General features: G+C 70.9%; 18 protein-coding genes. 8 read left to right on the top strand and 10 right to left on the bottom strand.

From position 1 onward, the window contains the following. The first annotated feature begins 27 nt into the window (after positions 1-27). Both dnaK and IO24_RS0116315 read left to right on the top strand, forming a co-directional pair. Positions 28-1,893 carry a molecular chaperone DnaK gene (gene dnaK / locus IO24_RS0116320; protein ID WP_031136361.1) on the top strand — a complete coding sequence of 622 codons (1,866 nt, stop codon included), beginning with the start codon at positions 28-30 and terminating at the stop codon, positions 1,891-1,893. A 184-nt stretch (positions 1,894-2,077) separates the two neighbouring features. Further along, complete coding sequence (locus IO24_RS0116315; RefSeq protein ID WP_031136359.1) at positions 2,078-4,129, top strand: laminin G domain-containing protein; 2,052 nt, start codon at positions 2,078-2,080, stop codon at positions 4,127-4,129. A 10-nt stretch (positions 4,130-4,139) separates the two neighbouring features. Here the strand turns inward: IO24_RS0116315 and IO24_RS0116310 are convergent, their stop codons facing one another. Further along, positions 4,140-4,607 carry a nitrate reductase molybdenum cofactor assembly chaperone gene (locus tag IO24_RS0116310; RefSeq protein WP_031136357.1) on the bottom strand — a complete coding sequence of 156 codons (468 nt, stop codon included), beginning with the start codon at positions 4,605-4,607 and terminating at the stop codon, positions 4,140-4,142. Positions 4,608-4,738: 131 nt separating this feature from the next. Beyond that, positions 4,739-5,602 (bottom strand): helix-turn-helix domain-containing protein, encoded by an 864-nt coding sequence (locus tag IO24_RS0116305; protein ID WP_031136355.1) that lies wholly within the window; start codon positions 5,600-5,602, stop codon positions 4,739-4,741. A 240-nt stretch (positions 5,603-5,842) separates the two neighbouring features. On the opposite strand from IO24_RS0116305, the gene IO24_RS0116300 reads away from it, so the two are divergent. Beyond that, positions 5,843-6,268, top strand: coding sequence for a hypothetical protein (locus IO24_RS0116300; protein WP_031136354.1), 426 nt, complete (start codon positions 5,843-5,845; stop codon positions 6,266-6,268). On the opposite strand, the gene IO24_RS0116295 is transcribed toward IO24_RS0116300, so the two are convergent. Next, on the bottom strand, positions 6,250-7,056 hold the full coding sequence (locus IO24_RS0116295; RefSeq protein ID WP_031136352.1) for a helix-turn-helix domain-containing protein: 807 nt from the start codon (positions 7,054-7,056) through the stop codon (positions 6,250-6,252). The genes IO24_RS0116300 and IO24_RS0116295 overlap by 19 nt on opposite strands. A gap of 117 nt (positions 7,057-7,173) precedes the next feature. On the opposite strand from IO24_RS0116295, the gene IO24_RS0116290 reads away from it, so the two are divergent. Then, the gene (locus IO24_RS0116290; RefSeq protein WP_031106506.1) at positions 7,174-7,479 is read left to right on the top strand and encodes a 4a-hydroxytetrahydrobiopterin dehydratase; all 306 of its coding nucleotides are present in this window, start codon (positions 7,174-7,176) and stop codon (positions 7,477-7,479) included. Positions 7,480-7,483: 4 nt separating this feature from the next. Then, positions 7,484-8,227: a class I SAM-dependent methyltransferase gene (locus tag IO24_RS0116285; protein WP_031136349.1), complete on the top strand. Its 744-nt coding sequence runs from the start codon at positions 7,484-7,486 to the stop codon at positions 8,225-8,227. On the opposite strand, the gene IO24_RS45170 is transcribed toward IO24_RS0116285, so the two are convergent. From IO24_RS45170 to IO24_RS0116270, 3 genes are all read right to left on the bottom strand, one after another. Then, positions 8,196-8,843: a hypothetical protein gene (locus IO24_RS45170; RefSeq protein ID WP_037667920.1), complete on the bottom strand. Its 648-nt coding sequence runs from the start codon at positions 8,841-8,843 to the stop codon at positions 8,196-8,198. The genes IO24_RS0116285 and IO24_RS45170 overlap by 32 nt on opposite strands. Before the next feature lie 93 nt (positions 8,844-8,936). Beyond that, a complete protein-coding gene (locus IO24_RS0116275; protein WP_031136346.1) occupies positions 8,937-11,591 on the bottom strand; it encodes a cellulose binding domain-containing protein in 2,655 nt (884 codons plus the stop codon). A 152-nt stretch (positions 11,592-11,743) separates the two neighbouring features. Further along, positions 11,744-14,662, bottom strand: coding sequence for a glycoside hydrolase family 48 protein (locus tag IO24_RS0116270; protein ID WP_031136344.1), 2,919 nt, complete (start codon positions 14,660-14,662; stop codon positions 11,744-11,746). A gap of 451 nt (positions 14,663-15,113) precedes the next feature. Between IO24_RS0116270 and IO24_RS0116265 the strand changes: the two genes are divergently transcribed. Beyond that, entirely contained in the window at positions 15,114-16,835 is a 1,722-nt protein-coding gene (locus tag IO24_RS0116265) for a glycoside hydrolase family 6 protein (RefSeq protein ID WP_031136342.1), read from the top strand. Positions 16,836-16,965: 130 nt separating this feature from the next. After that, positions 16,966-17,865 carry a class I SAM-dependent methyltransferase gene (locus IO24_RS0116260; protein WP_031136340.1) on the top strand — a complete coding sequence of 300 codons (900 nt, stop codon included), beginning with the start codon at positions 16,966-16,968 and terminating at the stop codon, positions 17,863-17,865. A 114-nt stretch (positions 17,866-17,979) separates the two neighbouring features. Here IO24_RS0116260 and IO24_RS0116255 read toward each other — a convergent pair whose 3' ends face one another. From IO24_RS0116255 to IO24_RS0116245, 3 genes are all read right to left on the bottom strand, one after another. Next, positions 17,980-18,855 carry an aldo/keto reductase gene (locus tag IO24_RS0116255; RefSeq protein ID WP_045296228.1) on the bottom strand — a complete coding sequence of 292 codons (876 nt, stop codon included), beginning with the start codon at positions 18,853-18,855 and terminating at the stop codon, positions 17,980-17,982. 74 nt (positions 18,856-18,929) lie between these two features. Further along, complete coding sequence (locus IO24_RS0116250) at positions 18,930-20,756, bottom strand: AMP-dependent synthetase/ligase (RefSeq protein ID WP_031136337.1); 1,827 nt, start codon at positions 20,754-20,756, stop codon at positions 18,930-18,932. Positions 20,757-21,056: 300 nt separating this feature from the next. Further along, entirely contained in the window at positions 21,057-21,935 is an 879-nt protein-coding gene (locus tag IO24_RS0116245; protein ID WP_031136336.1) for a LysR substrate-binding domain-containing protein, read from the bottom strand. 161 nt (positions 21,936-22,096) lie between these two features. Here IO24_RS0116245 and IO24_RS0116240 point away from each other — a divergent pair, with 161 nt between their 5' ends. Next, complete coding sequence (locus IO24_RS0116240) at positions 22,097-23,110, top strand: bile acid:sodium symporter family protein (RefSeq protein WP_031136335.1); 1,014 nt, start codon at positions 22,097-22,099, stop codon at positions 23,108-23,110. Here the strand turns inward: IO24_RS0116240 and IO24_RS0116235 are convergent. Beyond that, on the bottom strand, positions 23,046-24,284 hold the full coding sequence (locus IO24_RS0116235) for a DUF4185 domain-containing protein (RefSeq protein WP_031136334.1): 1,239 nt from the start codon (positions 24,282-24,284) through the stop codon (positions 23,046-23,048). The two genes, IO24_RS0116240 and IO24_RS0116235, sit on opposite strands and share 65 nt — an antisense overlap. Positions 24,285-24,293 lie beyond the last annotated feature (9 nt).

The raw sequence follows: 24,293 nt of genomic DNA, 5'->3' as shown, positions 1-24,293 counted from the left end.
TCGTCGCCCTGGCGGAAGGGGACAGCGATGGGACGAGCGGTCGGGATCGACCTCGGAACCACGAACTCGGTGGTCGCCGTGCTGGAGGGCGGTGAGCCCACCGTCATCGCCAACGCGGAGGGGGCCAGGACCACCCCCTCGGTCGTGGCGTTCGCCAAGAACGGCGAGGTGCTGGTCGGGGAGGTGGCCAAGCGGCAGGCCGTGACGAACGTGGAGCGCACCGCCCGCTCGGTCAAGCGGTACATGGGCGACGCGCACTGGCGCTTCCCCGACGAGGGCGACGTGGACGGCACCCGCTACCGGGCGCAGGAGCTGTCCGCGCGGGTGCTGCAGAAGCTGAAGCGGGACGCGGAGTCCTACCTCGGCGAGGACGTCACCGACGCGGTGATCACCGTCCCGGCGTACTTCGACGACAGCCAGCGGCAGGCGACCAAGGAAGCCGGTGAGGTCGCGGGCCTGAAGGTGCTGCGGATCATCAACGAGCCGACGGCCGCGGCACTCGCCTACGGACTGGACAAGGAGAACGACCAGACGGTGCTCGTCTTCGACCTCGGCGGCGGCACCTTCGACGTGTCACTGCTGGAGATGGGCGAGGGCGTCATCGAGGTGAAGGCCACCAACGGCGACACGCACCTCGGCGGCGACGACTGGGACCAGCGGATCGTCGAGTACCTGATCAAGCGTTTCAAGGGCCAGAACGGCGTCGACCTCGCGCGCGACAAGATGGCGGTGCAGCGGCTGCGCGAGGGCGCCGAGCGGGCCAAGATCGAGCTGTCCAGCTCGACGGAGACGACGATCAACCTGCCCTACATCACGGCCTCCGCCGAAGGACCCCTCCATCTCGACGAGAAGCTGACCCGGGCCCAGTTCCAGGAGCTCACCGCGGATCTGCTGGACCGCTGCAAGGCCCCGTTCCACCAGGCGGTCCAGGACGCCGGCGTGCAGCTCTCGGCGATCGACCACGTGATCCTCGTCGGCGGCTCGACGCGGATGCCCGCGGTGACGGACCTGGTCAAGGAACTCACCGGCAAGGAGCCGCACAAGGGCGTCAACCCCGACGAGGTCGTGGCCGTGGGCGCGGCGCTCCAGGCGGGCGTCATCCGCGGCGACGTCAAGGACGTCCTGCTGCTCGACGTCACCCCGCTGTCCCTGGGCATCGAGACCAAGGGCGGCATCATGACGAAGCTCATCGAACGCAACACCACCATCCCGACCCGGCGTTCGGAGATCTTCACGACGGCGGCCGACAACCAGCCCTCGGTCGGCATCCAGGTCTACCAGGGCGAACGGGAGATCGCCGCGTACAACAAGAAGCTCGGCGTCTTCGACCTGACGGGCCTGCCGCCGGCGCCACGTGGTGTGCCGCAGATCGAGGTGGCGTTCGACATCGACGCCAACGGCATCATGCACGTCTCCGCCAAGGACATGGCGACCGGCCGCGAGCAGAAGATGACCGTCACCGGCGGCTCGGCCCTGCCCAAGGACGACATCGACCGCATGATGCGCGAGGCCGAGCAGTACGCCGAGGAGGACGGCAAACGCCGGGAGGCCGCCGAGACCCGCAACCAGGCCGAGCAACTCGTCTACCAGACCGAGAACTTCCTCCGCGAGAACGGCGACCGGGTCCCGGCCGACACGAAGTCCGAGGTCGAGTCGGCCGTCGCCGAGGTGAAGGAGCGGCTGGAACAGCAGGCGGACACCGCCGCCCTGCGCGCCGGCGTCGAGAAACTCGCCTCCGTCAGCCAGAAGATGGGCCAGGCGATGTACGCCCAGACCCAGCAGCCCCCCACGGAGGAGCCCCCCACCGCGCCGCAGGACGAGGAGGGAGTCGTGGACGCGGAGATCGTGGACGAGGAGAAGAACGGACGGGACGAGAAGGGCGGCGCCGCCTAGCCCAACTCCCCGCGCGCACCGGAAGGGGAAAACCCTTACTGCGAAGTCAGTGCCCCCTGTTAACCTCCAGCAGCTCGTGTGACCGGCGGGCCGAGGGAAGTTCACAGGGGAGGGACAGGTGGACGCACTGAAGAGATCCGGCGGACACAGACTGCTGGCGGTGGGGTGTGCGGTGGCGGCCGTGATGACGACCGGTACCGGCGTGGCACAGGCCGCGGACAACCTGCCGCCGAAGCAGCCGCTCGTCCAGGATCTGGAGACGGGGCACAAGGAGTGCGCGGCGGGGGACCAGAGGGCGTACGTCTCCGGGCCGCCCGTCCTGAGCGCGGTCCTGTACGACCCGGAGGAGGACAACCACCCCGCCGAGGCCAACCTGGTCAAGGGCGAGTTCGAGGCGTGGTGGACGGACGCCGACGGGGTGGAACAGCGCCTCACGCGCACGACGCTCGAAGGACACTCCGGCGATCCGCAGCGGTGGCACATGCCGGAGGGCTCCGTCCCGCCGAACACCGTCATCTCCTGGCGGGTCCGCGCGAACGACGGCAAGGCGACCTCCCCCTGGAGCTCCGAGGGTGACGGCTCCGTCTGCGAGTTCGTCTACGACGACGAGAACCCGGAGAAGGCGGCCATCTCCTCGCCCGAGTACCCGGAGAACGTCCACTGGGTCGACGGAGTCGGCGTCTACGGCCACTTCACCATGGACTCGCCCTCCGACGACGTCGTGTCCTACACCTACGGCTTCATCGGCGGCCCCTACGGAACCGTCCGCCCCGAGCGGCCCGGCGGGCCGGTGACCATCCCCTTCCTGCCCCTCGACTCGGGCCCCGAGAGCCTGACCGTCCGGGCCATCGACCGTGCCGGACGCAGCAGCGCCCAGTCGTCGTACGACTTCTTGGTGAAGTCCGGCCGCGCGCCCGTGGCCCACTGGCCCCTGGCCGACGCGAAGGGGGCCACGTCCGCCGACGCCGAGGCGGGCACCGACGCGGCCGCCGGCTCCGGCGTCACCTTCGGCGCCCCTGCCCCCGCGCGCACGAAGCTCAGCGCGTCGGCGACCCTGGACGGCAGCAGCCACGGCCACCTCACCACGGACGCCCCGGCCGTCGCCGACCCCCGCAAGAGCTTTGCGGTCAGCGCCTGGGCCCGCCCGGCCGAGACCGACCGGAACATGACCGTCGCCGGCCAGGACGCGGGGGAGTCGGCCGCTTTCGCCCTCGGTCTGAACGCCCGGGGAGAGACTCCGGACTGGTCGTTCACCGTCGGCGGCGCAACCGTGTCGGGCGGTGCTCCGGAGACCGGCGAATGGGCCCACCTGCTGGGCGTGTACGACGCCGAGACGGGCGAGGCGCAGCTGTACGTCAACGGCCATGAGGCCGGCACCAGGGCCGAGGCCACACCTGCCGCCACCGCCGGCGCCTTCCAGATCGGCCGGGTCCGCGACGGAAACGGCTACCACGACCGCTGGCACGGCGAACTGGGCGGCGTCAGGGTCCACGACCGGGTGGTCGTGCCCGACGAGGCTGCCGAACTGGCGCACCGCGAGCCGTCATTGCGTGGGCACTGGTCCCTGGAGACGGCCCCGGACGGCGCCAGCCCCGACCTGAACGGTGGCGCGCCCCTGAAGCTGGGACCCGGTGCGACGATCTACCGCGTCCCGGACGGCTCGTGCGAGTGGTGGCTGGACCCGGACTGCACGCCCGCGCCGCAGCCTCTTGCCGGCGACGGCCACCTGGCACTCGACGGCAAGACCGGTCACGCGATCGCCGAGGGGCCCGTGGTCGACACATCGGACAGCTTCACCATCGGCGTGGTCGTGCAGCTGGCGGACAGGGAACCAGACCGCCCCATGACCGTGCTGTCGCTGCCCGGCGAGCACACCGACGCCTTCAAGGTGCGATACCAGCCCGAGCAGCACGCCTGGCAGCTGGTGATGCCGCACAAGGACGAGCGGGGCGCCCCCGAGGCCGTGGTGGCCCGGTTCGCGAGGTCGGACGGCCGCGACGGCATCGGCCACCGCGTCGCCGTGGTCTACGACGACGCGACCGACAAGGTGAAGCTCTACGTCGACGGCCAGACCGGCGCCGACGCGACAGCGGTCCTCCCGAACGGCTGGCGCGCCTCCGGCCCCCTCCAGATCGGCAGGGCCCGGACGGGCGACGGCTGGGGCGAGTACCTGCACGGCGACGTGGACGAGGTGCGCGCCTTCGCCGGCGCGCTGCCCGACGGCCGCATCCCGTAACCGGGCCAGGTCAGGAACCGGTGTGCGCGGGCGGCAGCGTCGCGCACACCGCGTCCAGTACCGTCGCGTACGGCGTGCCGAAGCCGGTGAGGCCGCACCGGAGCTGGTCCAGACCGTCGCGGTGGTCCACGAGCAGCTCTGTGGTGCCGGTGCGGGCCGCGAACTCCAGCACCGCGGGCAGGAAGTCCGGCGGCTCCTCACCGGTGGTCTCCAGGCCGTGCGCCCGGTACAGCTCCTCGGAGGGCGCCGGGGCGGCCTCGCGCCAGACGCTCAGATACAGGCTGTGCTCCTGCCCGGCCTCGAACACCTCGACGTAGTGCGCGGCCAGCTCCATCGGCGGGGTGACGGCCGCATGGTCGGCGAACTCCCGCAGCTGCGGGGCGGCTTCGCGCAACAACGGCAGCCGCGCGCGGAAGTCGTCGTCGGGGTACATCAGGCACAGCGCGGCCGCCTGGTACAGCACCTCGAATCCGGGCATCGGACCTCCTTCGCGTGCGCTCCCTTGCCTGCCGTCATCCCGACGCTAGGGGCGGTCCGTAAGGCACACCTGCCGACGGCGCCCGTACGGGTCAGAACCCGTGCCATGACGTCAGGGCGGAGGCGAGGACCTCAGTAGTGCTCGCGGTACTCCCGCAGCAGCTCCTGCGTGCGCTGCGCCGAGCCCGCCCCGGCCGTCATGTGGTCCAGCACCTCCAGATGCGCCGAGACCTCCTTGCGGGAGTCCAGGTACAGCGCGCCGGTCAGATACTCGGTGAAGACCATGTCGGGCAGCTCCGGCTCGGCGAAGCGGAACAGCGAGAACGGCGCGTACGTCCCCGGATGGGGGCCGTCCGCGAATTCGGCGATCTGGAGCGTGACCCGGTCGCGCGTGGCGTACTCCAGCAGTGCGTCCAGCTGGTCGCGCATCACCCGGCCGTCGACGCTCACCGGGCGGCGCAGCACCGTCTCGTCCATGATGACCCACAGGTGGGGCGGGTTCGGCCGGTCCAGGAGCCGCTGCCGCTCCATCCGCAGCGACACATGCCGCTCGACGGCCTCCGGCCCGGCGTTAGCGATGGTGCCGGCCTCCAGCACGGCCCGCGCATATCCCTCGGTCTGCAGCAGCCCCGGCACGAAATGCGGCTCGTACGACCGGATGATCCGGGCGGCGCCCTCCAGGCTCACGTACAGGCTGAACCACTCCGGCAGCACGTCGTGGAACCGCTGCCACCAGCCCGGCCGGTTCGCCTCCTCGGCGAGGTCGACGAACGCGGTCACCTCGTCCTCGGCCACCCCGTAGACCGTGAGCAGGACCTGCACGTACGGGATCTTCAGCGCGACGTCGGCGGTCTCCATCCGCCGGACGGTCGCGGGGGCGACCCGCAGCACCTTGGCGGCCTCGTCACGACTGAGGCCCGCGGCCTCGCGCAGCTCCTGCAACCGCTTGCCGAGGACCACCTGGCCCACGGTGGGTGCGGCCCGCCGTTCACTCACGCCACGCCTCCCCGAACGTGCCCAAGCCTGTGATCAGTCTGTCACGACCGGGCGGCCGCGTCACAGGGCTCGCACCGAGGAGATCGACGAAGCGGAGGAACCACACGGGCATTACCCCGCGGGTAATCGACCGGACGCCGCCGGACCGGGATCGTGAACGTACCGGCTCCCGGGCCGGCGCACTCCGGCCCGGGACCCGGCCCAGCCGCCGCACCACGACCCGACGGAGGGTGATTCCCCATGTCCGCGATCCAGCTCGCCGCACTCGCCCGGACCTCCGAGCCGCAGTCCATGCTGCGCCGCTTCCTCGCCCTTGACGCCCTCGTGACCGGCGCCAACGCGCTCGCCTACCTGGCGTTCTCCGGCCCGCTCGGACGGTTCCTCGGCGTCGACGCGACGCTGCTGCTCGCCCTGGGCGCGTTCCTCGCTCTCTACACCGCGGGCGTGGGCCTGCTGGCGGCCCGCAGGGAGCCGCCGGCGTTCGGCGTACGGGCCGTCGTGGAGGCCAACCTCGCCTGGGCGGCGGTGAGCCTCGCGGCCCTGGCGCTGTGGCTCACGCCGAGCACGCCGGGCGCCGTGTGGACGGTGCTCCAGGCCCTGGCCGTGGCAGGGTTCGCCGCCCTCCAGCACACGGCCCTGAGGGCCCGTCAGAGCATGAGCGTCTGAAGGTACTTGGCCGTCGCCGGGTCGGCCGGGAGCAGTGTCTCGATGGCCAGCTCGGCGACCGTCACGTCCATCGGCGTGTTGAACGTGGAGATCGAGGAGATGAACGACAGCGTCCGCCCCTCGTGCTCGATGTGCAGCGGCAGCGCGAAATACGGCACCGGCTCCGACGGCTCGTCCGCCGGACCGGCGGCGGGCACGGGATACGCCGCCACCTCCTCGTACAGCGCCCGCAGCGGCTCCGAGCGATGCAGTGCGATCTGCCGCTCCATCTGCTCCAGCAGGTGCCCGCGCCAGGCGCGCAGATTGCGGATGCGGGGCGCGAGGCCCTGCGGGTGCAGGGCCAGCCGCATCGCGTTCAGCGGCGGTTCGAGCAGTGCCTCGCCGACGCCGTCGACCAGCGTCATGATCCCCCGGTTGGCGGCCACCACGTTGTACAGCGCGTCCACCACCAGCGCCGGATACGGCTCGTAGCCGCTGATCAGCCGTTCGATGCCCTCCCGGAGCGCGCCCAGCGCCGGGTCGTCCAGCGGGGTCTCCGGGTAGCGGGGGGCGTAACCGGCCGCCAGCAGCAGCGCGTTGCGCTCCCGGACGGGGACGTCCAGATGCTCGGCCAGCCGCAGCACCATCTCCTCGCTGGGCCGGGAGCGGCCGGTCTCGACGAAGCTGATGTGCCGGGCCGAGGAGTCCGCGCGCAGGGCCAGCTCCAGCTGGCTGACCCGCCGCTGCTCCCGCCAGGCCCGCAGCAGTGGGCCCACGCCCTGCTCGACGGTGGACGGGTGAGTGGTCATGCCGGGACCGTAGTCGAGAACCGGTCGTGCCGGACAGGTACACCCTCTGACCAGGGTCCCGGACGCCTTGCTGTGGCAGGCTGAGAGGACACAGCAGCCAGGGAAGGAGCGCGGCCCATGCCCGTCGAACCGCTGTCGCAGAAGGAGGTCGAGGACCGGCTGGCCGAGCTGCCGGGCTGGTCGCTCGACAAGGACCACCTCATCCGCTCCTACCGGCTCGGCTCGCACTTCGCGGCGACGGCGATGGTCGTGCACATCGCCCAGGTCCAGGAGGAACTGAACCACCACTCCGACCTCACGCTCGGCTACAACACCGTCTCCCTGGCCGTGCACACGCACAGCGCGGGCGGCGCCGTCACCGAGAAGGACTTCGAGCTCGCCCGCAGGGTGGAGGACCTCGCCCCCGGGCACGGGGCACACTGACCGGGTGCTCGACTACGACAAGGAAGCGGAGCGGTACGACGCCTCGCGCGGCGGCGAACCCCGGGCGGCCGCCGCCGCGGAAGCCGTGCTGAGTCTCGTACCGCCGGACACCCGCAGTCTGCTCGACGTCGCCTGCGGCACCGGCATCGTGACCCACCGGCTCGCGGCCGCCCGTGACGGCATGCGGGTGACCGGCGTCGACCTCGCCCCGGCGATGGCCCGGCGGGCCTCCACCAGGCTCCCCGGTGCCGTCGTGCGTGCCGACAGCCGCCGGCTGCCCTTCCGGGACGGGCAGTTCGACGCCGTGTGCAGCGTGTGGCTGCTGCACCTGGCCGCCGGGCCCGCCGAGGTGCGGGCCATCGTCGGCGAGTGCGCCCGGGTGCTGCGGCCCGGCGGGATCTACGTCACCACGGTCGACAAGGCCGCCTCCCACAACGTGGGCAGTGACATCGATGTCGTCCTGTCCTCCCGGCCGCCCAGCCCGGTCCGGGACGCGGCGTTGGACGTCGAGTATCGCGCCGCGGCCCACGGCCTGGTCCCGGCCGGGCAGGCCCGCTTCACCGGTCACGGCCAGGGCCGCAGCCCTCGCCGCACGATCGCCGACCTGCGCCGGGGCTGGTTCGTCACCCTGCCGCCGGGCGACCCCCTCGCCGACGGATTCGCCACCCGGCTCGCCCGCCTCCCCGAGCAGGGCCGCCCGCGCCCCGACCCGGTGTTCAGTCTGCGGGCGTTCCGGAAGGCCGGGTGAACGGCAGGGCGAGGGCGCGGGCGAGGGCGGCCGTGACGGTTGTGGAGTGGCCGGGCAGGTACCGAGCACCCCAGCCGGCCGCCGCCGCGAGAAAACCGGTCAGGTCGCGCTCGGCATCGCGCAGGAGTTCGTGCAGCTCGGTGACGGACAGCTCGATCACAGGGCTGTCGCTCCGCTCGGCGTCGACGGTCAACCGGACGGTGTCTCCGAGGCGCTCGGCGTACGGGTCCGGGTCGTGGCCGAAGGAGGCCCGGCCGCTGCCGTGGAGGACCTCGTGCCAGTCACGCCAGTCCTCCAGCCCGTTGCAGCATCCGGGGGTGAAGGCAGTGCCGTCGGAGCGGTCCGTGACCCGCATGCCGCCGGCCGCGAAGAGGGTGTCGAAGGTCAGCAGGCCGTGGAGGAAGGTCCCGAGCGGGTCGGCGGGCCGGGGCGGGCGGTCGTCCAGCTCGGGGTCGATGTCGTTGCAGCGGGCGATGCACATCACCGCCGTCCCGACCTCGGCGGGGGAGAGCCCGCCGCTGAGCGGCAGGTAGCCGAACGGCTCGACCTCGGCGACAGGCCAGAGGCCGAAGCCGTCAGGGGCGCCGGTCTCCAGAACCGGCTGCATCACGATCATTCGGGCAAGTGTTCCGCATCCCCTGCCCCTGTCGCCTCTCGATTCGCGCCGACGGGGGCGCCCGCGCGTCCGGCACGCCCCCGCCGGCACCCCTCAGGTGACCGTGCAGGTCCGGTCGCCCAGTCTGAAGGCGGCCGGATTCGTGTTCGTGGCCGACCGGTTCGCCGTGAAGCCGAAGCTCACCGATGATCCCGCCGCCACGTTCGCGTTCCAGCCGACGTTCTTCGCCGTCACCGCCGAACCCGACTGGGCCGCTTCGGTGTTCCACGCCTGGGTCAGCTTCTGGCCGTCGGGGAAGGCCCAGTTCAGGGACCAGCCGTTCCAGGCGCCGGTGCCCGTGTTGGTGAGCTGGACGTCCGCCTGGAAGCCGCCCGACCACTGGCTGGTGACCTTGTAGGTCACCTTGCAGGCGCCGGTCGGTGTCGGGTCGGGGCCCGGCCCCGGATCCGTCGTGCCGCCACCGGAGCTGTCGCCGTAGATGACGCCCCGGCCGTTGGTGGAGACGTAGACACGGCCGTACACCCGCGGGTCGCCGGTGATCGCCGCGCCCGTCCAGCCCCACCGGTGGGCGTCGTCGTTGATGCGCGTCCAGCTCGCGCCCTTGTCCGTGGAGCGGAAGACGCCGCGCACGCCGCCGATCTTCGCGCTGGTGAAGAGGGTCTGGTAGGAGGCGCCGGGCGCCGCCTTGCCGAAGCCGATGGTGTCGGCCTGCTCGACACCGGGGAGCTTGGTGAAGCTCGTCCCGCCGTCCGTGGAGTGCCACAGGCCGTACGCGCCGTCCGTCGCGCCACCCGCCAGCCAGACATCGCCCTTCCCGCCCGGCAGCGCCTTGAAACGGACGCTGTCGCCGCTGGGCAGCCCACCGGCCGGTGACTCCTTGAACGTGGCCCCGCCGTCCGTGCTGACGTAGAACTTCCCGGACTTGAAGCCGTAGAAGGTCTTCGTGTCGACCCGGTCCGACTCGACGATCGCCCCGGCGGGGATCCCGGCGGACGCCTGCCACGACGTGCCGAAACCCGTGGTGTGGTGCACGCCGGCGCCCTCAGGGCTCCAGACGAACCGGCTGCCGTCGGCCGCCGACGCGACCGTGCCGCCACCGCTCACGCCCGAAGGGTCGGTCCCGGCGAACCAGTGGGCGCCGTTGTCCGTCGAGAACGCGATGTGCGGGCCCGCGTCCAGGTTGCCCACCCGGACGACGGTGTCCGGGTTCGACTCGGCGAAGTCCAGGCTCGTGGTCGTCGTGAAGTTCGGCTGGGTGAACATCATCGACGGCACCTTCGTCAGGTCCGTGTGCCGGAAGCCGCCGATGTCACCGAGCGCGCTCAGCAGCGGGGCACCGGACGGGGGAGAGGCGAGGTCGTTGACCGCCGTCTCCTCCAGGCCCTGGACCATCGGCTTGACGGCGAACTTGCTTCCGCTGTCCCAGTTCGTGAGGTTCTCGGTGCCGTAGATCGTCGCACCCGTGCCGTACATCATGCGGTTCGAGTCGAACGGGTCGATCTCCAGGGCCTCCGTCATCCAGCCCAGCTTCGGCGTCTGCTCGGGCGGTTGCGGGTTCGCGCCCCAGGTCAGCCACGGCGAGGAGGAGACGTCCATCGTGTAGCGGTTCTCGCGGTTCGGATACGACGTGTAGTCCCACGCCTTGCTCCAGGTCGCACCGCTGTCCGTGGAGCGGAAGATCTGCGTGTCCGGCCACCAGGAGCTGTACGCGGTCGCCATGACCGTGCCCGGCTTCTGCCGGTCCACCGTCAGCCCGCTGAAGCCGTAGGAGGTGTCGGCCTCCGCCACCGGGCTGATGTTCGTCCAGGTCCCCGTCCCGGTCGCGTACCGCCACAACCGGCCCTTGCCTCCGTCGTACGGGCCGCCCTTGTCGCTGTAGGCCAGGTAGAGGTGGCCGTTCTTCGCGTCCAGGACGCCCTTGTGGGCGAGGTGGCCGGTGGGCTGCCCGGCCAGCCGCTGCCAGGTCGCGCCCGCGTCTGTCGACCGGTACACCGCGTTGTCCTGGTCGGCCACCCCGACGTAGATCGTCTTCGTGGCGTTCCCGGCGGTGCCGGTGGACTCGTCGAAGGTGACCCAGACGATGCCCTGGTTGTCGCTGGAGTAGCCGGACGTGTCGCTCGGATCCGCCACGTAGTTGCCCACGTTGGGGAAGTTCGCCACCTGCGACCAGGTGGCCCCCGAGTCCGTCGACCGCCACAGCCCCTTGCCGCTGGGCGCGCCCAGGTACAGCACGCTGTTGCGGTTCGGGTCGACGGCCAGCCGCTCGCCCATGCCCCGCCCCGGCATGTTGCCGCCCAGCTTGAACGGCAGCTGCGCCTTCTGCCAGCTCGCGCCCCGGTCGGCGGAGCGCATGACGGCGCCGTTCTTCGGGTCCCAGCTGTTGGTGTACGTCCCGACCGCCGCGTACACCCGGTTCGGATCGACGGAGTCGGACGCGATGCTGATGACGCCCGTGTGCCCCCAGTCGTCCCACCCGACCGAGTCCAGCAGCGGCGTCCAGGTCTTCGAGGACTCCTGCCAGCGGTAGGCGCCGCCGATGTCCGTGCGGGCGTAGGCCAGGTTCTTCTCGGAGCGGTTGAAGACGATGCCGGGCACGAACCCGCCCCCGTCGATCCGGGCGTTCTTCCAGGTGTAGGTGTCCGCGGCGAGCTTCGCCGCCGGAGGATCGGCGGCCAGGGCGGTGGGGGCACCCGACAGCAGGCCGGCCGCCAGCGCCAGCACCGCCGTGAGGATACGGGTTCTTCGCACGGTGGGGGTCCTTCCGTGAGGGGGAACGTGCGAGGGCCGGGCGGCTCCCAGTGCGGGTGGGAACCGCCCGGCCGTGGCCCCGCGTCAGGTGCAGGGCCAAGTACGCAGAGCTTCGGACGCGCCTACCTCTCGAGGGGAGCGCCCGGCGGGGGCTATTCGAGGAGCTCCGCGTACGAGCCCATGGCCAAGGCGATATCCGCCTGAGCCCAGAACCGGTGATACGTGAACGACGGAACGGCACCGCCCGCCAGATAACTCTCGATCTTCGACCAGGCGGGATCGTCCTCGTAGAAGGACCGGATCGAGTCGAACGTCGACGACGAGTTGATCGCGTCACCGTTCGGCATCGTGCCCGTCCAGCCGCTCGGGATGGACACCGGGTCGTCGAACCGGTTGTAGTCCGCGCGGTTCTCCGGGACGGCGATCCCGAGATCGTCCTGGTGGTTCGCCCACATACCGTCCAGCAGCTTCTTCGCCGCTGCCGCGGCCTCCGTGTCACCGGAGCGGTCCGCGTAGTACGTCAGGGTCTTGGCGAACGAGGCCGCCACACCGACATCGTTGGTGTAGTCGGCGACGGTGACGTGCAGCCCGCTGTTGGCCCCGGGGCTCGACGCGTTCCAGGTGTCGGGCTGGCCCGACCACTGCAGCGTCGACGGGATGCGGTAGGTGCCGTCCGGGTTGAACGTGGTCTTGGACAGCGCCCAGTCGACCCACTTGTCGAGGACCGCCTTGGCCTTCGCGTTCCCCGTCTGCTGGTACAGCTCGGCGACCCGCTCCACGGACCACGCCTGGAAGCCGAACCACTGGTTGGACGGCGGGTCGTGGTACACGGGCTTCTCGTCGTAGTACATGCCGTAGAACGTCGACTTCCCGGCGGGCGGGGTCGCGTACCGGCCCGCCCAGCTGTTGGTCGCGCCGCCCGCGATGGCGCCTTCGTCCGACTGCAGCCAGCGGTAGAACTCCAGCTGCCGGTCGAGGGACTTGGCCCAGTCGGCCGCGCCCGTCGCCGACTTGGGCTTCAGCGGGGCGTAGTTGCTCAGCGCGTAAGCGGCGAGCGGGTTCTGGTAGCCGCCGTGGGCGTGGCTGGAGCCGATGCGCCACGACCAGCCGGCCGAGGTGTCGGTGGCACCGCCCCATGCGTAGTACCAGGACATCAGGTACATCGAGGCGTCCTTGCCGGTGCCGGCCGGACAGGTCGACGGCCCGACACAGTTGCCGATCTTCTTGAAGTACTTGTCGAACATGGAGTAGCGCAGGTAGTCGCCCATCTTGGCGGCCTTGCCGACGGTCGCGGACACGGCACTGCCCTTGCCCTGCTCCTTCGCCCAGATGTCCGCCCAGTACGCGGCCTGTACGGCCCGTGCGTCGGCGTCCGGCGCGTTGGTGAACTTCCACTGCTTGGCGTAGGAGGCGTCACCGGTGAACAGGTCCAGATAGCCGTTCTTGCCGCCGTACTTGAAGGCGTCGCAGGTCGGCTGCGGCACCGTCTCCCACACCGACTCCTGCGCGCCGCGCTGGAAGGTGTTGATGTACGACGGGCCGGTGTCCGACGGGCCCGCCTCGCACTTGCCGGGCGAGTTGCCGTAGCCGTAGACGTTGTCGACGTCCTGGAGCCAGTGCATGCCGTAGACGTCGTCCGTGCCGTACGCGCTCTTCAGCTCGGCCGCGATCGGGTCAGGGCCGACCGAGACGCCGGTGTCGAGCTTGGCCGGGTACTCGCCCGGCGTGTCCAGCTCGGGCGCGTAGGTCGCCGGCTTCGAGGCGTTGTAGAAGGAGTTGGTCGGCTGGTCGGCGTGGGTGGGGATCATGTACTTCTCCATGAGGTCCCACGCCCCGTTGAACTTCGACCAGTCACCCGTCACCTTGCCGTACATGGCCTGGAGCCACAGGAGGTAGCTGTACGCCTCCGAGGTGGTCTCGTGGCCGTGGTCCGGCGCCTCGACGATCAGCGTCTCGACCGAGTGGTAGGGGATGCCCTCGGGGGAGAAGTAGCCGTTCGCCGGGTTGGTGATCTTCCCGTAGAGCTCCAGGAAGCGGGCGTCGTACACCTTCGCCGCCGCCAGCTGGGTCACGGTGACCGAGGCCTTGGCGTGGCCCTGCGCCGTCGACTCGAACACGGCGGATCCGCTGCCGGAGCCCGCGGCGGTGACGGTCACCTTCTGCGCGGTGTTCCAGTTCTGCGGCGTGAAGGTCAGCGAGGCGCCGGCCGAGACCGACAGCCCCGAGTTGCCACTGGCCCGGGCCGAGGCCACCGTCACGTTCGCGGAGGGCTGCTTGGACAGCTTCACCTCGTAGGTGCCCGACTTGCCCGACTGGACGCCCAGTTGGAGCGGCGAGGCCACGACGGTCGGGCCGGAGGCGACGGTGATGCCGACCGGGGTGGAGTCGGCGGAGGCGCCCGTGCTGTCGTAGGCCTTCGCCACCAGGGAGTGGCTGCCCACGGTCAGGTCCGAGACGGACAGCGCGTAGGGCGCACTCGTGTCCGTGCCCAGCAGCTTGGTGTCGTCGTAGAACTCCACCTTGCTGATCGTGGCGTTGTCCGCGGCGGCGGCGGTGGCCGCCAGCGGCACCGCCTGGCCCTGGGTGTACACGGCGCCCGCGCTCGGGCTGGTCAGCACGGCGATCGGCGGCTGGTGCGCGCCGGTGCAGGGTGTGCCGTTGACCGAGAAGGATGTCGGCGCCGTGTTGCCGCCGCTGTAGGAGAACTGCGCGCCGGTGGAGACGGCGGCGCCCGCGGCGACCCGTGCGTTGTGGCCGGCGTTCTTCACGGTGATGTTCTGGCCGGACTGCGACCAGGTGCCGTTCCAGCCGTTCCCCAGCTTCTGGTTGCCGGAGTAGGCGTAGGTCAGCGTCCAGCCGTCGATGACGTCCGTGCCGCGGTTGGTGAGGGTCAGGTCCACCGTGAAACCGGAGCCCCAGTCGTTCGTCTTGTAGTCGACACTGCACTGAAGTGCCGCCGCCTGCGCGGGAGTCGACCCTGAGGAGAGCATCGTCAACGGAAGCGCGAGAGCTGCGAGGGCGGCGGTCCACAACCGCCGTACCGCTCCGCGTCTCCGGGGTGGGGGATGCATGGTGCTGGTTCCTCCTTGCGGCTCGGAGAAGTCAAGGCTTGAACCAGTGGGAGCGCTCCCATAGTGCGGACGCGTCAGGTACCGGTCAAGGTCCTTGAAGAGTCGAAAAGATTCGACGCCGCGCGTTGAGCAAAAGTCAGTGACTCCCCTGTTCTTTACCGTCACTTGGCGCTACCTTCCTTGACACCAGTGGGAGCGGTTCCATCAGTCGACGCGTCCGTAACGGCACGCCCGACCTGCAAGGAGTCGCTCATGCGACACCCCCCGCGTTCAGTACTTTGAGCCGCCGCCGGCGCGAGACGCCGCGTGCGGCGGACAGTTGCTGCCCCGCGTCGGCCGCGTACGGCGCCGCACCGGCTCCGGCATGCCCGCGAAGCCTCACCGCACCTGAAGAACCCCCCACGGAACCGCGGAAATCGCAAGGAACCCAACGGAAGAGGGACCCCCACTCATGAGCCGTACGAGAACCGCGTTACTGGCCGCCGTCACCCTGGTCGCCGGCGCGACCGGCACCGCCTTCGCCGTCGACCCGGGCAGTGCCGGCATCGCCGCCGTTCCCTGCACCGTCGACTACAAGATCCAGAACCAGTGGAGCACCGGCTTCACCGCCGCCGTGACCCTCACCAACAACAGCGCCGCCAAGTCCTCGTGGTCGCTGAAGTGGTCGTACGCCGGGAACCAGAAGGTCACCAGCGGCTGGAACGCCAAGATCAGCCAGAGCGGGGCCGCCGTCACCGCCGCCAACGAGAGCTACAACGCCCAGCTGGCGACCGGCGGCTCGGTCAGCTTCGGCTTCCAGGGCAGCTACAGCGGCAGCAACGCGATCCCGGCCACCTTCACTCTCGACGGCGTGACCTGCAACGTCGACGACGGCGGTCCCGGCGGCCCCACCGATCCGCCGGACCCGGGCGGCCCCGCCAACCGGGTGAACAACCCCTACGAGGGCGCCAAGGTGTACGTGAACCCGGAGTGGTCCGCGAAGGCCGCCGCCGAGCCGGGCGGCAGCCGTGTCTCCAACCAGCCCACGGGTGTCTGGCTGGACCGGACCGCGGCCATCAACGGCGCGGGCGGCAAGATGGGCCTGCGCGCTCACCTCGACGAGGCGCTGCGCCAGAAGGGCTCCGGCGAACTCGTCGTCCAGCTCGTCATCTACAACCTGCCCGGCCGTGACTGCGCGGCCCTCGCCTCCAACGGCGAGCTGAAGCCCGACGAGATCGACAAGTACAAGACGCAGTACATCGACCCGATCAAGGCGATCCTCGCCGACTCGAAGTACTCCTCGCTGCGGATCGTCACCACGGTCGAGATCGACTCTCTGCCCAACCTAGTCACCAACACCGGCAGCCGCCCGACGGCCGTCCCGCAGTGCGACGTGATGAAGGCCAACGGCAACTACGTCAAGGGCGTCGGCTACGCGCTCAACAAGCTCGGTGACGTGCCGAACGTCTACAACTACGTCGACGCCGGGCACCACGGCTGGATCGGCTGGGACGACAACTTCGGTGCCTCCGCGACCCTGTTCAAGGAGGCCGCGTCCGCCGAGGGCGCGACCGTGAACGACGTCCACGGCTTCATCACCAACACGGCGAACTACAGCGCCCTGAAGGAGAACAACTTCACCATCAACGACACCGTGGCCGGCAAGTCCGTCCGCGAGTCGAAGTGGCTCGACTGGAACCGTTACACCGACGAGTTGTCCTTCGCCCAGGCCTTCCGCAACCAGCTGGTCACGACGGGCTTCAACGCGAACATCGGCATGCTGATCGACACCTCCCGCAACGGTTGGGGCGGCACCGCACGGCCCACCGGACCGGGCGCGACGACCAGCGTCGACACGTACGTCGACGGCGGGCGCTACGACCGCCGCTTCAACACCGGCAACTGGTGCAACCAGTCCGGAGCCGGTCTCGGCGAGCGCCCGCAGGCCGCCCCGGCGGCGGGGATCGACGCGTACGTGTGGATGAAGCCGCCGGGCGAGTCCGACGGGGCGAGCAAGGTCATCCCGAACGACGAAGGCAAGGGGTTCGACCGCATGTGCGACCCGACCTACACGGGCAACCCGCGCAACAACAACAACATGTCCGGTGCCCTGGCGGACGCGCCGCTGTCCGGGCACTGGTTCTCCGCCCAGTTCCGGCAGCTGATGCAGAACGCGTACCCGCCGCTGTCCTGACCTGTCTGTGCTGATCCGCTGATCCGCCGGGGCTCGCGCCCCGGCGGATTTTGCGGGACCGGCAACAGCGGTGGCCTCCGCACGGTGCGTCGGCGCACGCTGACCGCATCCGAGCGAGAGGCTGACCACCATGGCGCACCAGCACGACCACGACCACGAGCCCGAGCGTGGTCATCACCACGACCACACCGACATGGACTGGGCCGAGATGGGCCACATGCTGGAGTCCTCGGCGGAGCTCTTCGCGTCCCTGTACGAGCGGGCACTGGGCTGGCTGGCGAAGGAGGTGACCGAGCCGGGGCTGATCGTCGACGCGGGCAGCGGGCCGGGCGTCGTGGCGTGCCTGTTCGCGGAGACGTTCCCCGGTGCGCGGATCGTGGCCGTGGACGGCTCCGAGCCGCTGCTGGAACGGGCCCGGGCGCGGGCCGAGCGGCAGGGGGTCGCCGACCGCTTCAGCACTCTGGCCGGGCAACTCCCCCACGTGCTGGGCGAGTTGGAGTATCCGGCGGACCTGCTGTGGGCGAGCCGCAGCCTGCACCACCTCGGCGACCAGCGGGCGGCACTCGCCGCGTTCGCGGCACGGCTGGCACCCGGCGGCACGCTGGCTCTCATGGAGGGCGGTCTGCCCGCGCGGTTCCTGCCGCGCGACATCGGCATCGGCCGGCCCGGCCTCCAGGCCCGGATCGGCGCCGTGGAGTCGGAGTGGTTCACCCGGATGCGCACCGATCTGCCCGGGCACGTCGCCGAGACGGAGGACTGGCCGGCCCTGCTGGCCGCCGCGGGCCTGAAGCACACGAGGACGCACAGCTTCCTGCTCGACCTCCCGGCGCCCGCCTCGGACCGGGCGCGTGCGTATGTCGTGGCGTCCCTGTCGCACATGCGCGACAAGCTCACCGAGGGGCTCGACGCCGAGGACCTCGCGACTGTCGACCGCCTGCTCGACCCCGACGACGAGGCGAGCCTGCACCGCCGCCCGGACGTGTTCGTCCTGGAGGCCCACACGGTGCACACGGCGGTCCGGCCCGCGTAGCGCCGACGGCCCTGCTACGGCCGGTGAGGCGGCCGGACCGAGCGGGCGGGAGAAACGGCGGCGCCCCGGTCCCGGCCCATCAGGGCATCGGGACCGGGGCGCCGGCGGTGCGGCTCAGGCTCCGTTGAACTCCGCCGGGTCCGGGCCAAGGCGCCGGTCCTCGTTCAGGGCGCTGATCGCCGCCAGGTCCTCGTCGTCGAGGCTGAAGTCGAAGACCTCGATGTTCTCCTTGATCCGCGACGGCGTCACGGACTTCGGGATCACCACGTTGCCCAGCTGGAGGTGCCACCGCAGCACCACCTGGGCCGGGGTGCGGTCGTGCTTGCGGGCGATGGCCACGATCGCCGGGACCTCCAGCAGGCCCTTGCCCTGGCCGAGCGGCGACCAGGCCTCCGTGGCGATGCCCTGCTCCGCGTGGTACTCACGGGCGGCCTGCTGCTGGAGGTGGGGGTGCAGCTCGATCTGGTTCACCGCCGGGACGACCGACGTCTCACCGATCAGCTTCTGAAGGTGCTCGGGAAGGAAGTTGGAGACACCGATGGCCCGGATCCGGCCGTCGGCGTGCAGCTTCTCGAACGCCTTGTAGGTGTCGACGTACAGAGCACGCTCCGGCGTCGGCCAGTGGATCAGGTACAGGTCGACGTAGTCCAGGCCGAGCTTGTCCAGCGACGTGTCGAAGGCGCGCAGCGTGGAGTCGTACCCCTGGTCGGCGTTCCAGAGCTTCGTGGTGACGAAGAGTTCCTCGCGGGGGAGACCGGCGGCGGCGATGGCCTTGCCGGTGCCCTCCTCGTTGCCGTAGATCGCCGCGGTGTCGATGCTGCGGTACCCGGCCTCCAGCGCCGCCGCGACGGCCGTCTCGGCCTCGTCGTCCGGCACCTGCCAGACGCCGAAGCCCAGCTGGGGCATCTCGACGCCGTTGTTCAGGATGATCTGGGGGACCTTGCTCACGAGCTCTCGATCCTTCGGTAAGTGGTCAGGTGTGCTTCCCATCGTCAACGATCACGGGCGGTGATGCATTCCTGACGGGAGAATTCCGAAGTCCCACCTGCCCCGTGGGGCGCACGTCACGCCCGGTAGAGCGCCTCGACCTCGTTCTCGTACGCCTTCTCGATCGCCTTCCGCTTCAGCTTCAGGGACGGGGTCAGCAATCCGTGCTCCTCAGTGAACGGCTGGGCCAGTATGCGGAAGGTACGGATCGCCTCGGCCTGCGAGACCAGGGTATTGGCGGCGACCACCGCGCGGCGCACCTCCGTCTCGAGATCCGCGTCGCGCACCAGCTCCGCCGGGGACAGCTGTGGCTTGGCCCGCATGGCCAGCCAGTGCTCCACGGCCTCCTGGTCGAGGGTCACCAGGGCGGCGATGTACGGGCGGTCGTTGCCGACGAGGATGCACTGGTTGACCAGCGGATGGTCCCGGACGCGTTCCTCCAGCACACCGGGCGAAACGCTCTTGCCGCCGGATGTGACCAGGATCTCCTTCTTGCGGCCGGTGATGGTGAGGAAGCCGTCCTCGTCCAGCGCGCCGAGGTCACCGGTGGCGAGCCAGCCGTCGTGAAGGGTCGCGTCGGTGGCCTTCTGGTTGTTGAGGTACCCCTGGAAGACGTTCTCGCCGTGCAGCCAGATCTCGCCGTCGTCCGCGATGTGCACGGTCATGCCGGGGATGGCCTGTCCGACCGTGCCGAAGCGGGTGCGCCCGGGCGGGTTGGCGGTCGCGGCGGCCGTGGACTCGGTCAGGCCGTAGCCCTCGTAGATGTGCACGCCCGCCCCGGCGAAGAACAGACCGAGCCGGCGGTCCATCGCCGAGCCGCCCGACATCGCGTGCTTGATCCGGCCGCCCATCGCGGCGCGGATCTTGGCGTAGACCAGCTTGTCGAACAGCTGGTGCTGCATGCGCAGCCCCGCCGACGGGCCGGGACCGGTGCCCCAGGCCTTGGCCTCCATCGCGTCCGCGTACTTGATCGCGACGTCGACGGCCTTCTCGAAGGCCCCGGAGCGGCCCTCCTTCTCGGCCTTGCGGCGGGCCGCGTTGAACACCTTCTCGAAGATGTACGGCACCGCCAGGAAGAACGTCGGCCGGAACGCGGCGAGGTCGGGCAGCAGGGCCGCGGCGTTCAGCTGCGGCTGATGGCCGAACTTCACCCTGCCGCGGATCCCCGCGACCTGGACCATCCGCCCGAAGACGTGCGCGAGCGGCAGGAACAGCAGGGTCGCCGCCTCGTCGCCGCGCCTGGAGTGGAACACCGGCTCCCAGCGCTCGATGACGGTGTCCGCCTCGTACATGAAGTTGCCGTGCGTGATGACACAGCCCTTGGGGCGCCCGGTGGTGCCCGACGTGTAGATGATCGTGGCGACCGAGTCGGGTGTGACGGCCTGCCGGTGGCGGTGCACCACCTCGTCGTCCAGGTGCGCGCCCGCGTCGTACAGCTCGTGCACGGCGCCGGAGTCGAGCTGCCACAGCAGGCGCAGCTGGGGCAGCCGGTCGATGACGGTGGCGATCGTCATCGCGTGGTCCTCGTGCTCCACGACCGCGGCCGTCACCTCGGCGTCGTACAGCATCCAGAAGCACTGCTCGGCCGAGGACGTCGGGTAGACCGGTACGACCTGGGCGCCGATCGTCCACAGCGCGTAGTCGAACAGGGTCCACTCGTAGCGCGTGCGGGACATGATCGCGACCCGGTCGCCGAACCGGATGCCGCTCGCCAGCAGACCCTTGGCCAGGGCGAGCACCTCGTCGCGGAACTCGGCGCTGGTGACGTCCCGCCACTGGCCGGACTCGTCCTTGCGGCCCAGCGCGATGCGCAGCGGGTCCTGCTGGGCATGCTCGAAGACCACGTCGGCCAGACCGCCCACCGGAGGTGCCAACGCCAACGGAGGGTTGGTGAACTCGCGCAAACCCCGCTCCCCGCTCCTCAGCGCTCCTGTCGAGTGACGCTCCGCACAGCGCCGTGAAAGCTACCCCACACAGGCAGGGGGCGGGAGGGGGTACGAAGGCGAGCATCGCTCTTGTCTGCGCTGGTCAGCGAGGGAAAAAGCGCTCACATGGGGAAGGGTCGGACACATTCCTGACGGTTGAGTAAGTTTCGGTGCCGTAATCTCCACCGAATCTGTACGAGTCCGGCCGGAGTGCGACGCGCCTTCGAACGGGGCCTCTTCTGTCAGCGGAGTGGCGGCGGATTCCGTCACTCCGGTTCGTCACAGGCCCTTGCGCTCACTGCGGTGCAGCCGGTCCCCGCCCGCGAGGATCGCCGCCGCCAGAGCGTCTGCCGCGCCCTGGGCGGAGGTCCGGCGCCGGCCGTGGACGAGCACGAAGTCGACCTGTCCCAGTTCCGGCAGCCCCGCCCGGTCCGGGACCCGGGCCAGTCCCGGCGGGATGAGGCCGCGGGAGTGCGCCATCACGCCGAGACCGGCCCGGGCCGCCGCGACGAGGCCGTTGAGGCTGCCGCTGGTGCACACCACGCGCCACTGGAGGCCCTGCCGCTCCAGGGCCTCCAGGGCGAGCGCGCGGGTGATGCCCGGCGGCGGGTAGACGATGAGCGGCACCGGGCGGTCCGGGTCGAGCCGGAGGCGTTCCGCGCCGATCCACACCAGCCGGTCGTGCCGGACCAGCTCGCCCCGCGGGTCCTCGGGCCGCCGCTTGGCCAGCACCAGATCCAGCTTCCCGGCGGCCAGCTGCTCGTGCAGCGTGCCCGACAGTTCGACCGTCAGCTCCAGGTCGACCTCCGGGTGCTCGTGCCGGAAGCCCTCGAGGATCTCGGGCAGCCGGGTCAGCACGAAGTCCTCCGAGGCGCCGAAGCGCAGCCGGCCGCGCAGCCGGGTGCCCGTGAAGAACGCCGCCGCCTGCTCGTGCACCTCAAGGATCCGGCGAGCGAAGCCGAGCATGGCCTCGCCGTCCTCCGTCAGCTCCACCGAGTGCGTGTCCCGGGTGAACAGCGTCCGCCCTGCCGCGTCCTCCAGTCGCCGCACGTGCTGGCTGACCGTCGACTGCCGCAGCCCGAGCCGCCGTGCGGCCTGCGTGAAGCTCAGCGTCTGCGCCACCGACAGGAACGTGCGCAGCTGGGACGGGTCGTACATGCCTTCCACGTTATCGCGGAACGTGATGACAGTGAGAGCCGTGTACGGGATTCCCGATCGCCAAGTCGGGGAGCAGGATGGAAGGGGGCCGCTGCGGCCCCGGACCGACCGAAGTACCCAGCAAGTGGAGCACCGTGAAACGCCTGCACTGGCCGAGTTGGATGCCGATCGACCCCTACATCCTGCTACTCCTCGGGACGGTGGGCCTCGCCGCACTGTTCCCGGCGCGTGGACCGGCCGCCGATGTCGCCTCCGGTGCCTCCACAGCCGCGGTCGCCCTCCTCTTCTTCCTCTACGGCGCGAGGCTCTCCACCCGTGAGGCGCTCGACGGCCTGCGGCACTGGCGGCTCCACGTCACCGTCCTGGCCTGCACCTTCCTCGTCTTCCCGCTGCTCGGGCTCGCGGCCCGCGGACTGGTGCCGGTGATCCTGACGCACCCGCTCTACCAGGGCCTGCTCTTCCTCACGCTCGTCCCCTCGACCGTCCAGTCGTCGATCGCCTTCACCTCGATGGCCCGCGGCAACGTGCCCGCCGCGATCTGCGCGGGCTCCTTCTCCTCCCTCGTCGGCATCATCGCCACCCCGCTGCTCGCGGCCTCGCTGCTCGGCGGCCACGGCGGCGGATTCTCCGCAGGCTCGCTGCTGCGGATCGTGCTGCAACTGCTGGTCCCCTTCCTCGCGGGGCAGCTGCTGCGGCGCTGGATCGGCGGCTTCGTCACCCGCCGCAAGCAGGTCCTCGGGCTGGTGGACCGCGGCTCGATCCTGCTCGTCGTCTACACCGCGTTCAGCGCGGGCATGGTCCAGGGCATCTGGCACCAGGTCAGCCCCGCGCGGCTGGGCGGCCTGTTCGTCGTCGAGGCGGTGATCCTGGCCGTGATGCTGCTGGCCACCTGGTACGGCGGCAAGGCGCTGCGCTTCGGCCGGGCGGACCGGATCGCGATCCAGTTCGCCGGCTCGAAGAAGTCCCTGGCCGCCGGGCTGCCCATGGCGAGCGTCCTGTTCGGCGCGCAGGCGGCGCTCGCCGTGCTGCCGCTGATGCTCTTCCACCAGATGCAGCTGATCGTGTGCGCGGTGATCGCCAAGCGGCGCGCGCGGGAAGCGGCGGGCGAGGTCACCGCGCCGCAGCCAGCCGCAACGACACGAACCGCGGTCGGTACAGGGACACGTTCCGGCTGAGCTGGGCGGCGGCGCCCGTCGTCTCCAGCCAGTTGACGTCGTAGCTCAGGACGAGCCGTCCGCCACCGCTCAGCACCGGATGCGCCTGCGGGTTGTAGGCGGCCACCTGCCCCTGCGGCAGCGGTGGGGTGAACTCCTTCCCCGGCCCGTGCCAGGGCCCGGCCGGGGAGCAGGCCCAGTAAGACGCCACCGTGGTCAGCCCCTTCGGGCCGGCGGCCATCGTGAACAGCAGGTACGTGCCGCCCTCCCGGACGACCGTGAACGCGCTGCCCACGCCCTTGCGCCGTCCGTCCCCGAGCACCGGCCGGGGGCGGGCGCCGGGCACCCACGCCGAGCCGCTCCAGTACTGCCAGGCGTCCGGGTCGGCGAGCCCGCCCTCCGGTATCCGGGCCGCGTACGCGTGCGAGGCGGGACGGGAGGCGGCCCGGCCGTCGTCGCCGCCGAACACATAGGTCCAGCCGTCCTCCTCGACCAGCGTCGTGCCGAACAGCACGCGCCGGGACGGGTCGGGGACCGGCTGCTGGTCGAGCACCTCGACGATCGACTCCAGGCGCAGGCCGGGCAGCGACAGGGTGGCGACCTCGGTGGCGGTGGGCACCCCGTAGATCCAGGGGGCCTGCCCTGCCGTGCGCACCCACAGCAGCACCCGGACGACCTGCTCCGAGGCACCGGGGGAGCGGGGTTCGACGCGGGCGGCGACCGGCCAGCGCCACTGGTTCGGCGCCGGGTCGGCGAACAGCGGGGCGGGCAGCGTGGATTCGAGCCGGCCGTCGCGCATCAGCACGGCGGAGTTGCGCACCAGCGGCGTGGTGGCGTCCCGCCAGGCGTAGGACTCGCCGTGCGGGTTGGGCGGGCCGTACACCCGGCCCAGGTAGGTGTCCGAGAACAGCCACAGCACCCGCCCGTCCGGCAGCCGCACCGAGTGGGTGCCGTCGCCGCCGGTCCAGTCGTCGGTGCGGCTCGCGTCGTCGCCGTAGCGGGAGAACTCGGCGGTGAGGCCGCCGTCCGCCTCCCAGGAGCCGACCGTGAGGCCCCGGCATGCGCCGTCGCCGCTCGAACCGTCGTCGTCCGGCAGGGCGATGAGCAGGACAGCGCCGAGAACCAGGACCAGCAGCAGGCCGATCCCGGTTCCCGTGCGCTGTCGTGCTCGTGCTGCTCCTGAGTCGTCGGGCACGTTCCGCGA

Origin of the sequence: Streptomyces flavovariabilis (assembly GCF_000725785.1) — a bacterium.
GTDB lineage: Bacteria > Actinomycetota > Actinomycetes > Streptomycetales > Streptomycetaceae > Streptomyces > Streptomyces hawaiiensis.
Note: the sequence above shows the minus strand (reverse complement) of the source record. Positions and strands in the feature narration are given on the sequence as shown.